Origin of the sequence: Pseudomonas matsuisoli (assembly GCF_014647635.1) — a bacterium.
Classification (GTDB): domain Bacteria; phylum Pseudomonadota; class Gammaproteobacteria; order Pseudomonadales; family Pseudomonadaceae; genus Pseudomonas_P; species Pseudomonas_P matsuisoli.
In genome coordinates, this window is the sequence record NZ_BMPO01000014.1 from 1 (window position 1) to 13,591 (window position 13,591).

11 protein-coding genes and 1 pseudogene are annotated in these 13,591 nt (G+C 59.6%); 5 read left to right on the top strand and 7 right to left on the bottom strand.

Going from position 1 to position 13,591, the window contains the following annotated elements:
• Positions 1-104 (top strand): annotated as a pseudogene (locus tag IEY47_RS20125) (IS110 family transposase); the annotation flags it as partial.
• A gap of 64 nt (positions 105-168) precedes the next feature.
• Here the strand turns inward: IEY47_RS20125 and IEY47_RS20130 are convergent.
• From IEY47_RS20130 to IEY47_RS20150, 5 genes are all read right to left on the bottom strand, one after another.
• A complete protein-coding gene (locus IEY47_RS20130; protein WP_188986066.1) occupies positions 169-474 on the bottom strand; it encodes a DUF6482 family protein in 306 nt (101 codons plus the stop codon).
• Positions 475-539: 65 nt separating this feature from the next.
• Positions 540-1,028 (bottom strand): TIGR00645 family protein, encoded by a 489-nt coding sequence (locus tag IEY47_RS20135; protein ID WP_188986068.1) that lies wholly within the window; start codon positions 1,026-1,028, stop codon positions 540-542.
• Positions 1,029-1,138: 110 nt separating this feature from the next.
• Positions 1,139-1,474 (bottom strand): PA4575 family protein, encoded by a 336-nt coding sequence (locus tag IEY47_RS20140; RefSeq protein ID WP_188986070.1) that lies wholly within the window; start codon positions 1,472-1,474, stop codon positions 1,139-1,141.
• A 257-nt stretch (positions 1,475-1,731) separates the two neighbouring features.
• Complete coding sequence (locus IEY47_RS20145; protein ID WP_188986072.1) at positions 1,732-4,212, bottom strand: Lon protease family protein; 2,481 nt, start codon at positions 4,210-4,212, stop codon at positions 1,732-1,734.
• 162 nt (positions 4,213-4,374) lie between these two features.
• Positions 4,375-5,559, bottom strand: coding sequence for a multidrug effflux MFS transporter (locus tag IEY47_RS20150; protein ID WP_188986074.1), 1,185 nt, complete (start codon positions 5,557-5,559; stop codon positions 4,375-4,377).
• A gap of 571 nt (positions 5,560-6,130) precedes the next feature.
• On the opposite strand from IEY47_RS20150, the gene IEY47_RS20155 reads away from it, so the two are divergent.
• The 3 genes from IEY47_RS20155 (at position 6,131) to cueR (ending at position 9,441) form a co-directional block, all read left to right on the top strand.
• On the top strand, positions 6,131-6,490 hold the full coding sequence (locus IEY47_RS20155) for a hypothetical protein (protein ID WP_188986076.1): 360 nt from the start codon (positions 6,131-6,133) through the stop codon (positions 6,488-6,490).
• Positions 6,491-6,559: 69 nt separating this feature from the next.
• The gene (locus IEY47_RS20160) at positions 6,560-8,953 is read left to right on the top strand and encodes a heavy metal translocating P-type ATPase (protein WP_188986078.1); all 2,394 of its coding nucleotides are present in this window, start codon (positions 6,560-6,562) and stop codon (positions 8,951-8,953) included.
• Positions 8,954-9,006: 53 nt separating this feature from the next.
• Positions 9,007-9,441 (top strand): Cu(I)-responsive transcriptional regulator, encoded by a 435-nt coding sequence (gene cueR, locus IEY47_RS20165; protein ID WP_188986080.1) that lies wholly within the window; start codon positions 9,007-9,009, stop codon positions 9,439-9,441.
• A gap of 263 nt (positions 9,442-9,704) precedes the next feature.
• Here the strand turns inward: cueR and IEY47_RS20170 are convergent, their stop codons facing one another.
• The gene (locus tag IEY47_RS20170) at positions 9,705-12,095 is read right to left on the bottom strand and encodes a TonB-dependent siderophore receptor (protein ID WP_188986082.1); all 2,391 of its coding nucleotides are present in this window, start codon (positions 12,093-12,095) and stop codon (positions 9,705-9,707) included.
• Between the two features lie 299 nt (positions 12,096-12,394).
• Between IEY47_RS20170 and IEY47_RS20175 the strand changes: the two genes are divergently transcribed.
• On the top strand, positions 12,395-13,048 hold the full coding sequence (locus tag IEY47_RS20175) for a nickel uptake transporter family protein (protein ID WP_188986084.1): 654 nt from the start codon (positions 12,395-12,397) through the stop codon (positions 13,046-13,048).
• Positions 13,049-13,084: 36 nt separating this feature from the next.
• On the opposite strand, the gene bfr is transcribed toward IEY47_RS20175, so the two are convergent.
• Positions 13,085-13,552: a bacterioferritin gene (bfr, locus tag IEY47_RS20180; protein WP_188986086.1), complete on the bottom strand. Its 468-nt coding sequence runs from the start codon at positions 13,550-13,552 to the stop codon at positions 13,085-13,087.
• Between the last annotated feature and the right edge of the window lie 39 nt (positions 13,553-13,591).

A 13,591-nucleotide genomic window follows, 5' to 3' on the forward strand; every position in this document is an offset into this window, starting at 1 on the left:
GCAAGCAGATCGTATGTGCCGCGATGCGCAAGCTGCTAAACATCGCCTATGGCGTACTCAAATCCGGCGTCCCCTTCGATGCAAAACTGGCACTTGCTCGGTAGAGGGGGAAGACGGTATCTACAAAGCGAGGCGCAAATTGATCGCAACCCGCCCTACGAAAGCGTTTTACCAAGCAGAACGAAGCGAAATAGGTACGCGTAACGGCTCACGCAGCCCCGCGGGCATTCCGCACATCTCGTCGTGTGCAGCTGCATGGACGAGGTGGAACGGCACCTCGGGAAAATCTTCCAGCAACTGCCTCGCATGTTGCGCGGAGCGAAGCCGAAGCGCGCTGCCATCCGGCGATTTCACCACCAGCCGGCGTTCACCGAGGTGCGCTTCGAGCAGATAAATCCCGCCCTCCAGCGACAAAAGATCAAGCGAATCAACCCGGCCACCTTTGGCCAGCGGGGCAAGCTCATCCAACGTCATGGAAGGTCCTCGAACCCGAATGGTTTCAGGTATGGGAACGTGAGCGCAGGGCGGGGTTCAGCGGGTTAATGCTTAGTGATCCGATCCAGATACCCCATGGCGAAGGCCGACACCACGAACGTCATGTGAATGATCACGTACCACATCAGTTTTTCGCTATCGATCCGCTGTACTTCCATGAACATCCGCAGCAAGTGGATCGACGAAATTGCCACGATGGACGCGGCCACTTTCATCTTCAGCGAAGACGAATCCATCTTGCCCAACCAATCCAGCTTTTCCTTCCCTTCGTCGATATCCAGCTGCGAAACGAAGTTTTCATAGCCTGAGAACATCACCATGACCAACAGACCGCCGACGAGCGCCATATCGATCAGCGACAGCAGCACCAGCACGAGGTCCGCTTCGGTTTTATCAAATACATGCGGCAACAGGTGATAAAGCTCCTGAAAGAACTTCAGTGCGAGCGCCAGCACCGCCAGGGACAAGCCAAGATAGATAGGCGCCAGAAGCCAGCGCGAGGCATACATCAGGTTCTCGAAAAAGCGTTCCATATCGTCTCGATTCCGCACACAAACGGGCGCGAGTATAGCCAGTACGTATGGCGAGACAACTGTCATCGCGAGCATGGATGAAAGAGCGCTTTAACGCAGGGTGGGCTCGACTAGGTATACAACCGCGAATGGTCGACGACCGTCAGCCCCACCCCATTGACCCTGCGCAACTCGGCCTGCATGGGCACCCGCCAGGTCAGCGGCTCCTCGCTGCAGACATAGCCTTGTTCGCAAAGGTTGGTGGCAATAGCGTCGAGGACCGACTGCGCCATGCGGGAACCGCGGAACGGGCCCTGGGACCTGGTGACGGTAGGAAGTTTGCCGGATACGCCCGCCGAGCAGATCAATGTCCATAGACCCTGATCGCCCGCCATTGGCCGGACGATGCACTCGATGCGGGTCTCCATTCCAATGCATTGTCGTGTGAGACATAGAGAACTGGACATATTGCGTTCCTCGCGATCGCGGTGTGTCGGCGACGACCTCAGAGCCACAAATTCCCTGGCTTGATAGGCTGAAGGTGCCGAAAAAAAACCGACGCTCCGGTGTTTTTACCGGCACCCTCCAAAGGGTAGACCTAGACGCTTCCCGCAAAGTTGCGCGGGATGATCGGCGTTAGCACAAACAAGCTACATCGCGCATCCCAGCCCTATTCGGTATGAAAAATGCCTAATGCCCTTTTTAGACAAACTCAGCCTGTCGTTCAGCGATAGCGTCGGCGCTTCGCACCTTGGCGCGGCACCTTCGGATCCGGCGCTGCCACCGCGCCACTCAGCTCCTCGGCAACCGTCTTGCCCGGCCCTTTGTCTTCGTCATCGATGCCCATTTCGGCAATCTCGCGCAGCCGCTCCAAGACCCGAGCATTGACGCTGCCTTCCGGGAAAAACCCCTTTTCGTCAAGCGCTCCGGCAGGTTCGCCTGCGAGCAGGCTCAACGCTTCATCCACCTGGCTGACTGCGTACACATGGAAGCGCCCCTCACGCACCGCATCGAGCACGCGCTCGTCCAGCATCAGGTTGACGACATTGGCCCGCGGGATGATCACGCCTTGCTCCCCGGTAAGACCGCGCGCCTCGCAAAGCCGGAAGAAGCCTTCGATCTTCTCGTTCACGCCACCCACCGCCTGGACCTCACCGAACTGGTTGATGGATCCGGTGATGGCGTAACACTGCTTCAACGGTCGACGGGACAACGCGGAAATCAACGTGCAGACCTCACCGAGCGACGCACTGTCGCCATCGACGTAGCCGTACGACTGCTCCAGCGCAATGCTGGCGGAAATTTCCAGCGGGAATTCCTGCGCATAGCGGCTACCCAGAAACCCGGTAAGGATCATGACGCCTTTGGAGTGGATGGGTTGACCGAGATTGACCTCGCGCTCGATGTCGACGATGCCGCTTCCGCCCGGGTAAACGGTCGCCGAGATGCGGGCCGGCATCCCAAAGGCCGAATCGCCAATTTCCAGCACCGTGAGCCCGTTGCACTTACCAATCGCCGCGCCATCGGTATCGATCAGGATGATCCCAGCGAGCATATCGTCCAAGACGCGCGCGGACACCCGCCCGGTGCGCGTGGCCTTGGCTCGGAGCGCGCGGTCGATATGACCAACATCGGTCACGGCTTCACCAGCGAGCTGACGAATGAAGTCGGCTTCGCTGATCAATTGAAACAAGTCGCCGATTTTCGCCGACAACCGCCGCTGATGCTCTGCCAGCCGTGCGCTGTAAGTTGCCAAGCGCGCGACTGCTGCCCGGGTCAACGGCGCCAGCCCCTCTTCCGATGTCCGGGTCTTCAGCAACTGTGCGAACTGCTCGAGGCTGTCATCGGCCAGGCTGATTTCCTCGTCGAAATCGACCAGGACGCGAAACATCTCCTGAAAGTCCGGATCGAGGTCCTGCAGCGTGTAATAGATCTGCCGCGAGCCGATAATCACGACTTTCAGGTGCAGCGGGATCACCCCGGGCGTCAATGTCACGGTCGCCAGGCGGCCCAGCTCGGCAAGCGGTGACTCCATCTTCAACTGACGGGATTGCAGCGAACGCTTCAGCGCGTCCCAAACGAACGGCTCACTCAAGAGCTTTTCCGCTTCCAGCACCAAATAGCCGCCATTGGCACGATGCAGTGCGCCTGGGCGCAGCTGTCGATAGCTAGTGAAGAGCGCGCCTTGATCCGTGCTGTATTCAATGCGTCCGAACAGGTTGTCGTAAGTCGGATGGGGTTCGAACACCACGGGTGCCCCACTGTCCGTTCCGTGCGCGACGACGAGACTTGGCGCATATTGCTCTTCCAGCAGCTCGCGACGCTGGACGTCTGGCTTCTCGTCGAGCAAAAGGTCGACCACCGTCTTGAGCAAATTGACCTGCATCGCCTGTAAATAGGCGCAGACGCCTGCGTTCTCGACGTACTTCTCTGACAGCGGCGCCAACAGGGGTTGCAGCGCGAGAGTAATCGTCTCTTCGTTGAGCTGACGCAGCTGATTGCTCGACTCACGCTTCCATTGCGGCAGGCTCGCCAACTCCTCGTTCAAGCGCTCTTCCAGGGCCGAGATATCGCCGTGGAAGCGCTCACGCTCGGCCTCGGGCAACTGCGCGAACTCCGCCTCATCCAATGCCTTGCCTTCACTCATCGGGGTGAAAGCGATGTTGGTGCTGTCCCGGTAGAGCGCAATGCCTTTTTCCAGGGCCGCGCGCTCGATGACATCCAGCGCTTTGTCGTACTGCTGGTTGAACGCCCGGTCGATGGCGCTTTTTTTCTGCTGGAACGTGGGATGCTCGAAAACGGCTGGGAAGGTCGCGAGCAGGTTATCGATGAGCTGGCCAATGTCCTCGATGAACTCGTTCGCTGTGCCTGGGGGCAATTCCAGGGAGCGCGGCTCGCGGACCTCATCGAAGTGATTGATGTAGACCCAGTCGCTCGGCGTCTTCAGGCGCTTCGCCTCGGCCTTCAGGTAGCGTTTGACGAATGAAAAGCGGCCCGTGCCCGGCTCGCCCATGACGAAAACGTTGTATCCCGGACGCGGCATCGCGACACCGAACTGCAATGCTTCGACGGCGCGTTCCTGTCCTAGCACACCGCGAAACGGCTCCAGGTCATCGGTCGTGACGAAATCGAACTGATTGGAGGCGATCGGACGGGTAAGGGCTTCCGGGGACAAGCGAAGCGAGGCAGTCACAGAATCAGGCATGAACATTCCTTGAGCTACAGCACAGGGCTGACGACGTCCCGATTCTCGCGCTGCCTCTCCGCCTCGATCAAGCTGATTCGCCCTTCGGTCTAGCAGAGGCGCTTGCTGCCCCATCGCTCAAAGGCTCGCCAAGCGGCCCTCACCCGCTAGACGAAGATCCGCCTAACGCTGCGGCTGGCCAACATCTAGCTGCCCCGAATACCACGCTAGCAATGCCGCCAGCAGCCCACAGCCGGTAATGACTGCGGCCATCGGCACGGCGGTACCGTCATGGAAAATTCCCACCAGAGAAGAAGTCAGTGCCGCAATGCAGAACTGCAAACTGCCCATCAGCGCCGAAGCGCTGCCGGCGTGGGCACCCTGTTTGGCCATGGCGCACGCAGTGGCGTTGGGCGCGATGCAGCCTAGGCTAGAGATGCAAATGAACAGCGGCACCATCAGCCATGCCAGCGACGCGGGTTTCGCCAGCGCGATCACCAGCAGCGCCAGCGCGCTCATCGCGTATACCCAAATGAACCGGCGCAGCCAGAATGCGGGGCCAGCAAAACGCATCAGCCGCGCATTGATCTGTGCAACGAGAATGAAGCCTGCGGCGTTCGCGCCGAACAGCCAACCGTAATGCTCCGCTGGCACGCCGTACAGCTGGATGAACACGAACGGCGATCCGGCGATGTAAGCGAACATCCCTGCCAGCGCGATGCCGCCAGACATGCCATACGCCATGAACTCCGAATCGCGCAGAAGATTGACGTAACGACGCGTCAACCCCTTCAGCGGCTGGCGACCCGGCCCTGGCGGTAGCGTTTCTGGCAAGCGTATCCACACCGCTCCGCCAACCAGCGCACCGAACAACGCCAGGCAGAAGAAAATCGACATCCAGCCGCCGATCTCCAGCAGTAACCCGCCCCCGACCGGCGCCAGGATCGGCGCAACGCCCATCACCAGCATCAGCTGCGAAAACGCCTTAGCGGCGCCAGACGGGTCACAGAGATCGCGAACCATGGCGCGGGACACCACCATGCCTACACACCCTCCCAGCGCTTGCACGAAACGCGCAGCGACCAGCCATTCCATGCTGGGTGCCAGGGCGCAGGCAAGCGATGCCAGGGTAAACAGGGAAACGCCGACCAGCAGCGGTATGCGACGTCCGAAACGATCAGCGAGCGGGCCGTATATCAACTGCCCGATCGCCAACCCTGCGAAATAGGACGACAAGGACAATTGCACGTGCTCGACGTCAGTGCCGAAGCTCTGGGCGATGGCGGGAAAGCTGGGCAGGTAGAAATCGATCGCCAAGGGGCCGAACGCGGTCAGCGCCCCCAGGATGAGCAACAGTTGTAACCGCATGAGTGCCCCTCGGAGCGCAGAAGCCTACGCGGGCTCAATATGTCCCACGCACGTCATCTGCGAGAAAAGCCGACGATGCTGTTACAAGACGCCCGCTTTGTAAATCGTGACCCTGCCGAACACTGCGTTCGGGGATCGCGTCGGCGCGCGCGTCGCAGGGTGAATTAGCCATGCAATGGCGTAATCCACCGAATGCCTTGGTACGGTCTCAAACTTTCGGTTTCACGGTAAACGGTGGAAGCCCTGCGGGATTCCGCCCTACGACAAGGGTTTGCCCCCGCGCTTGTAGGAGCGAGCTTGCTCGCGAAAGCGATCTCCCGCGCGGCGTTTGGGTAGGAGCCAGCTTGCTGGCGATCATCAGTCAACAAGTCACTTCGGCGTCGTCGGCCGGCCCGGATCGCCAGCAAGGTGATCGCAGCCCGGCTGGCTCCTACAAAAGTCCAGAGCCGTAGGGTGGACTGGCCGCGCCGCGGCGTAATTCACCGTTCACCTCGTCACTCTGCCACCCCCTCCCCCTAAACATGCGAGCATCACCAGCGGTCAAACCATCGCTGCCATCAGGAATCCCACCATGAGAACGTTCGTCCTGGTTCTTGCCCTCCTCACTGCGCTGCCTAGCTTGGCGCAATCGTCCGGTTATGCCATCGTGACGCTTTCCCGCGAGCGGCTCGAATTGTCCACGCCCTGTGACGTGGGCATTTACCTGCAAGACCAACTCGCTGCCCGCCTTATGCCTGGCGAGTCGTCTTCATTCAACCTGCCACCCGGCACCCACCAAATCCGTCTGAACTTGATCGGCGCCGGCGTCTGTAACCCCGGCATCGCGCAGCTCACCCGCGTTGCGGTGACCGTGCAGGCCGGCGATGTGAAGCGTTACTACATCACCCAAGGCACAGAAGGCCTGATGCTGATGGAAACCAACCCTATCTGACGGCAATCACCTTGACCTTTCCACAAGGTGAAGGTTGAGCATGGCATCGTTCACTTTAGGAGCGCTGCCATGCAAACCCGTACGTCCCTCGACCTTTCCATCGGCGGTATGAGCTGTTCGGCCTGTGCGGGCCGCGTCGAGCGTGCGTTACTGGGTGTCGAAGGTGTTCACACGGCGCAGGTCAATCCGGCGACCGAACGGGCGCACATCGAAGCCGATACCGTCGATGCACCCGCGCTGGTGGAGGCCGTCGAGAACAGCGGCTACACCGTCCAGCGCACGCATACTGACCTCCAACTCCAAGGCATGACCTGCGCCAACTGCGCGGGCCGCGTGGAGCGAGCACTGATGGCAACACCGGGCGTACTGTCTGCCACGGTCAACCTTGCCAGCGAACACGCGTACATCGTTCACACTTCCATCGATACCCACGCCCTCATTGCCGCGATCCGGAACGCAGGCTACGGCGCGACTACGCTCGAATCCGCTTCGGTCGATCGGGAATCGAATTCGGACCGCTACGAAACCTGGGCACTGATCGTCGGCGCGTTGTTAGCCGCTCCCTTGGTGCTCCCGATGCTGACAATGCCGTTCGGGTACGACACGACCCTGCCGGCCTGGCTGCAATGTCTGCTGGCGTCTCCCATTCAATTTTGGCTCGGTGCTCGCTTCTATCGAGCCTCCTGGCATGCAGTGCGTGCGCGTAGCGGCAACATGGACCTATTGGTCGCGCTCGGTACCACTGCCGCGTACGGCCTCAGCCTTTATCAATGGTTGGCGCCGTCCGGGCACGCTCCGCATCTTTACTTCGAAGCGTCGGCGCTGGTCATTCTGCTGGTACGGCTCGGCAAACGCCTCGAAGCTCGCGCCAAACGGCAGACGGGTGCGGCAATTCGCGCGCTGGAAGCACTGCAACCGGCGACGGCGCGCCTACGCAGGAACAGCCAAGAGACGTTGGTTCCGCTTGACAGTGTCGTCGTCGGTGACGCGCTGGTAGTCCTGCCTGGCGAGCGCTTCCCCACTGATGGGCACGTCATCGACGGGCAAAGCCAGGCGGATGAGTCGCTGATTTCAGGGGAAAGCCGCGCGTTGCCCAAAGCAGCGGGTGATCACGTAACTGGTGGGTCGATCAATGGCGATGGCCGGCTGATCGTCAGGGTATCGGCGGTCGGCGCCGAAACGGTGCTCGCCCGCATCATTCGCCTGGTCGACAGCGCCCAAGCGGACAAACCGCCTATCCAGCGCCTCGTCGATCGAGTCAGCGCCGTATTCGTGCCTGCCGTGATCGGTATCGCATTGCTCACCGTGGGCGGTTGGCTGCTGGCCGGCGGGCCCTTGGAACAGGCGCTACTCAATGCGGTAGCTGTACTCGTCATTGCCTGCCCCTGCGCATTGGGCCTCGCCACGCCTGCGGCAATCATGGCGGGAACCGGAGTTGCCGCCCGGCACGGCATCCTGATCAAGGACGCCGAAGCCTTGGAGCGAGCGACTGCAATCGATTGCGTCGCATTCGACAAAACCGGCACGCTCACGTCCGGGCATCCCGAGATCGTTCACCTGCACGCCGTCGAGGGCGACGCGCGATCGCTGCTCACGCTGGCCGGCGCTCTGCAACAAGGCAGCGAGCATGCGCTAGCGAAGGCGATTCTCGCTGCCTGCAAGACACAGCAGTTGGCGTTGCCGCCCGTCACGAACAGCCAGACGCTGCCTGGGCTCGGCATCCAGGGCCGCGTAGGCGACGTTGAATTGGTCCTCGGGCAACACCGATTGCTCGCGGCGCATGCACTGACCACCGGGACACAGGATGCCCTCGCCCGCCAATGGGAAGACGACGGTCACACCGTTTCATGGCTGGTCTGCACGCAACCCACACCGCATATCATCGGACTGTTCGCCTTCGGTGATGCGCTCAAACCCGGCGCATCGAACGCGATCAAGCATTTGCACGCGCAGGGCATCCGCACGCACCTCATCACCGGCGACAACCGGGGCAGCGCCCGCAAGGTCACCGAGCAGCTAGGAATAGAAGGCATGGACGCGAATGTCCTGCCCGCGGAAAAGTCCGCGGTCATCACTCGCTTGCAAGCCGGCGGCGCGCGCGTGGCGATGGTAGGCGATGGCGTGAACGATGCGCCTGCATTGGCCACCGCTGATCTTGGCATCGCTATGGGCAATGGCAGCGACGTGGCCATTCAGGCGGCAGCCGTTACGCTGATGCGCGGCGATCCAACCTTGGTACCCGCGGCGCTGGAGGTGTGCCGACAGACCTACCGTAAGATTCGCCAAAACCTGTTCTGGGCGTTCGTCTACAACCTCATTGGCCTGCCATTGGCCGCCTTCGGCCTGTTGAGCCCCATGGTGGCAGGAGCAGCCATGGCATTGTCCAGCGTCAGCGTCCTTGGCAATGCACTGCTGTTAAGCCGCTGGCGTCCGCGTGATCTTCGCGCACGACAGCACGCTTGAAGCGGACGGCGCCCGCCCCAAGATCGAACTCAACCTCATGAGATACATACCCCATGAACATTGGCCAAGCCGCGAACCATAGCGGCCTCTCCGCAAAGATGATTCGTTACTACGAGTCCATTGGATTGATCGCCCCGGCCAGCCGCAGCGGTTCCGGGTATCGCCACTACAACGCCCGCGACCTCGAGCGGCTTTCCTTCATCAAGCGCTCACGCGACATGGGGTTCTCGCTGGAAGAAGTGGGTAAGCTCCTGGCCCTTTGGCAGGACCGGGACCGAGCCAGCGCCGACGTAAAAGCCCTGGCCCTGCAGCACATCCACGCGCTGGATGTGAAAATCAGCGAGCTGCGATCCCTTCGAAAAAGCCTTCATTCACTGGTCGATTGCTGCAACGGAGATGACCGCCCCGAATGCGCAATTCTTTCGCACCTGACGGACCCAAGCACTCCGGATCAAGGTATTGAGCGCCCCGGGCGTAGGGTGGATTAGCGGCGTAGTCACGCAATCCACCGTTCACCTTGCAGTAGTTTTACCCACGTACCCCGCGGTAAACGGTAGAGATCCTGCTGGATTTCCACCCTACGGGCTAAATCTGTAGGGGCGGCTTTAGCCGCCAAGGCGACTGAAAGCCGATCGCCGCCCGGTCCCCTCGACATAAGCGCTAAACACCATTCAGACTTCAATTCGCCCAAAACAAAACACCCCGAACTATGTCGGGGTGCTTGCTAGATCACAGAAGCCTCAAATAACGATCAGAGCGACCATTTGAGCGAGAACATCAGGTTGCGAGGATCGCCGTAAACGCCCGTACCGGTGGAGCTTGGAATGCCTTGCCAGTATTTCTCATCGAAGACGTTGTTGACGTTGACGCGCGCGTCCCAATGCTCGTCAAACCGGTAACCGGCCATCAGACCAACAACCGCATAGTCGTCCTGCTCTGCATGGCCAGTGCCAACCCGCTTGTAGGTACTGCTTTGCGCCAGCACGTCCGCGCCAATTCGCCAGTTGCTGAGGTCACCCGAGAACTGATACGAGGTCGCTGCCTTGAACAGATGCTTCGGTTGCTCGGGCGCGAAGCGCTTATCTTCATAGGTGCGATCTTTGGTGTATTCACTCAGAGCGAGGAGATAAGACGCAGATGCCTGCCAGTTCGGTGTAATGGCGCCGGAAATCTCGGCATCGATGCCTCGGGTGCGCACCTCTCCGGCAGTGTCATAGCACGTCCGGTTTTGAGCCTGGCAGCTCGGAGGGTTCGGGGAGAGCGCATAGGCGCGGTTCTCCTGAATGGTTTCGAATACTGCGATCGAGCTGTTCAGCGCTCCTTCGAAGAATTCCCCCTTCAGGCCAAGCTCATAGCTCTTACCCGTCATAGGATCAAGGACCGAACCACCCACATCCTGCTGGCTCTGCGGCTTGAAGATATCCGTATAGCTCGCGTAGACCGAGTAGGTGTCATTCAGGTCATAGATGATTCCCGCGTAGGGCGTGACTTCACGGGTCGCTTTGTAATCGCCAGTGCCGGACTGGTTATCGTAGTCGTACCAGCTCACCCGACCGCCGACGATGACGTGCAGCGGATCGATAGGATTGAAACGTGCCACGGCATAAGCCGCTTCCTCAATCGTTTCATTGCGGCTGGCATAAGCGTTTCTATCTTCTATCGACGGCTTCGCAATGCTGGAAGGGCGGAAGTTGAAGATATCGGTAGGCACTGGGTTCCACCAGCCGCCACGTTGATAGAACTTATCCTGACGACGACTCACTCCAGCACTGAAATCGTGCTCACGGCCGAAGAGTTGGAACGGCCCGCCAAGCGAAGCGTCAATGTTCAGCTGGTCGGAGTCGGTCCGGTAGGTTCCTGATGCAGTTCCAAGATTAAGGGGTGTTTGAAAACTTGGAGAAATCGTTGTCAGGTAGCTCGAAAACGTATCGGAGTTCGCCCAGACCTTCTGCGCGGCGATCTTCCCCGTCCATCCATTCGAGAATCTGTGCGAGATATCGGTAAATACGGTGTGGACGTCCTGATCCCAGTAGGACCAATCGCCGCTAAAGAAGGTCGAGCGCGAAAGATGCAGATCTTCACCGTTCGGCCCACTGGGCAGGCTGCCCCAATCAGATGTTTTGTCTTCGCGCTGCTTGGAAGCACCGATGGTCCAGGTGGTGCTGTCGTTTAGATCAGCTTCCAAAATTCCGTAGAAGGTTTGGCGCTGTAACTCGCGATAATCCAGAAAACTATTGCCTTCCTCATAGGCGGCCACGACTCGCCCACGAATCGTTCCGTCCTGATTGAGCTTGTTGGAGGCATCGATTTCGGTACGGTAGCGGTCCCAGCTTCCAGCGCTGGTCGTGATGCTAACCTGAGGCTCGACAGTCGGACGCTTGCGGATCAGGTTCAAGGTGGCCGATGGATCGCCCGCGCCAGTCATCAGCCCCGTTGGGCCCCGCACGACCTCAACGCGGTCATACATCGCCATATCGGCTGGAGCATTCGTGTCCAGCGTAAACGTTCCCGCAGTCGTGGGAAGTCCGTCATACATGATGTTGTCGATACGGAAACCACGAGACAAATAGCTTTTACGATCCGTACCGATCTTGCTCAACGTTACGCCAGGTGCGAACTTGACGACGTCGTTCAGATCAGAAAGCCCCTGATCTTCGATCCGCTGGCGCGTCATTACGCTCACCGACTGCGGCGTCTCACGAATCGACAGTGGCAACTTGGTAGACGTACTCATCGAGCCGGTCGTGTATGACTGAGTTCCTTCAGTAGTGGCCGCACCAGCCATGCCTGTTTGCGCGTTGATGTTCACGTTGCCCAGCGTTAGCGCATCGGACGCGCCGCCTGCTGCCGCTTGGTAAACCTGCGCAGTGTTTCCGCTGACAGACGCCGTTAGCCCACTACCCGCCAGCAACTGCCGAAGCGCCTCAGCCGGCTCCAGATTGCCGCTCACCGCAGGTGCCTGCTTGCCAGCAACGGCTTGCGAATCAAATGCAACCCGCATACCGGTGGACTGGCTAAGTTGGGTCAATGAATTCGAAAGAGCCTGGGCGGGCAGGTCGATAGTCATCGGTGCCGCAAGTACCGATGATGAGATAGCCAACGCTATAGCGCTGGTCAATGCTGGAAAGAGGGGACGGAACATCTCTTGTTTACCTAAAGAGGTGGGGATAGGAAAGCCACTTCCATGTGCGTCGGTGCTGGGCACCGCCTATGACAGGGGCCGTGGGTTGGCGGGCAGGATCCTAACAATTTTTTCACATACGTAAAAACAATAATAATTCGCACCAACCCTCGCATTTGGGTTTAGCCGCTAGAATGCTTCGCTTACCTGCCTCCCACGCAGTGCAGGAATTTGTAACAAACGTGCGGGTTTTAGCGTCCTCGTTCGTCTCTACCATTAGGAGCCGGCCACACGGCTTCCCTGCAAACAAGGAAATCAGGATGTTCAAGAAGAGTTTGATCTGCCTCGGGCTCAGCGCTTTCGCGATGGTCGCCAACGCCCACGAACTATGGGTAGAGAAAGATGCGAGCGGCGTTGCGCGCGTGTACCTCGGTGAGCCCGAGGACGGTCCGGACAAGGGCGACCCGGTCAAGAACATGGCCGCAGGTGCCAAGGTATTCAACGATGACATGAGCAAAACGGTGCCCGTTACCGTTCGTGAGGATCATCTAGAGGCTAAACCCGCAGGCGCCGGCGATGTGCGCGTCGTCAACCATGCCGTATGGAAGCCGTGGAAAAACGACGACGGCACCTTCACCGCAGCGCTGATGCATGCCCGCTACGGTCGCGAAGAGACGAAGGCCGCGATGGACCTCGAGCTCGTACCGACGGCTGCGTCCAGCGATACGTTCACGCTGACTTTCAAAGGCAAACCTCTGGCGAATCAGGACGTCGTGCTGTTTGGCCCCGACAAGGACGCAGAGCCGAAGGAGCTCGAGACGGACGCGTCCGGGCACGTCGAAGTCCCGGCGGAAGGCAAAGGACGCTTTATCCTGGCCGCGACGCACAACGACGCTGCAAACGGCGCGGAAATCGGTGGCCAGAAAGTGGACAAGTTCTATTACGGGACGACCACGACGTTCGTCGTCGAGTGACCGAGGAAGGGATGCCCTTGCGGCATCCCTTTTTTCTTACTGCGCTTTGCTTTGCAGGTAGTTCTGCAAACCGATGCGCTCGATCAGACCCAATTGCTGCTCCAGCCAATAGGCGTGATCTTCTTCGGTGTCCTGAAGCTGAATGCGCAGCATGTCGCGCGTGACATAGTCGCCATGGGATTCAGCCAGTGAAATCCCCTGAGCCAATGCCCCCCGCACGTGATACTCCAACGCCAAGTCGCTACGCAGCATGTCAGGCACGCTCGCGCCCGGTTCGATGGTATGCGGCGTCATGTCCGGCACACCTTCGAGGAACAGAATCCGCTGCAGGAGCGCGTCTGCGTGCTGCGTCTCTTCTTCCATTTCGTGGTTGATACGCTCGTACAGGCTGGTCAGTCCCCAATCCTGATACATGCGTGAATGCAGGAAGTATTGATCGCGGGCCGCCAACTCTCCGCGTAGGAGCTCCTTCAAATAATCGACGACCGCTGCCTGCCCTTTCATTTCGCTCTCCAAACCTGCTGCTGTGAATGGCGCAAGGAT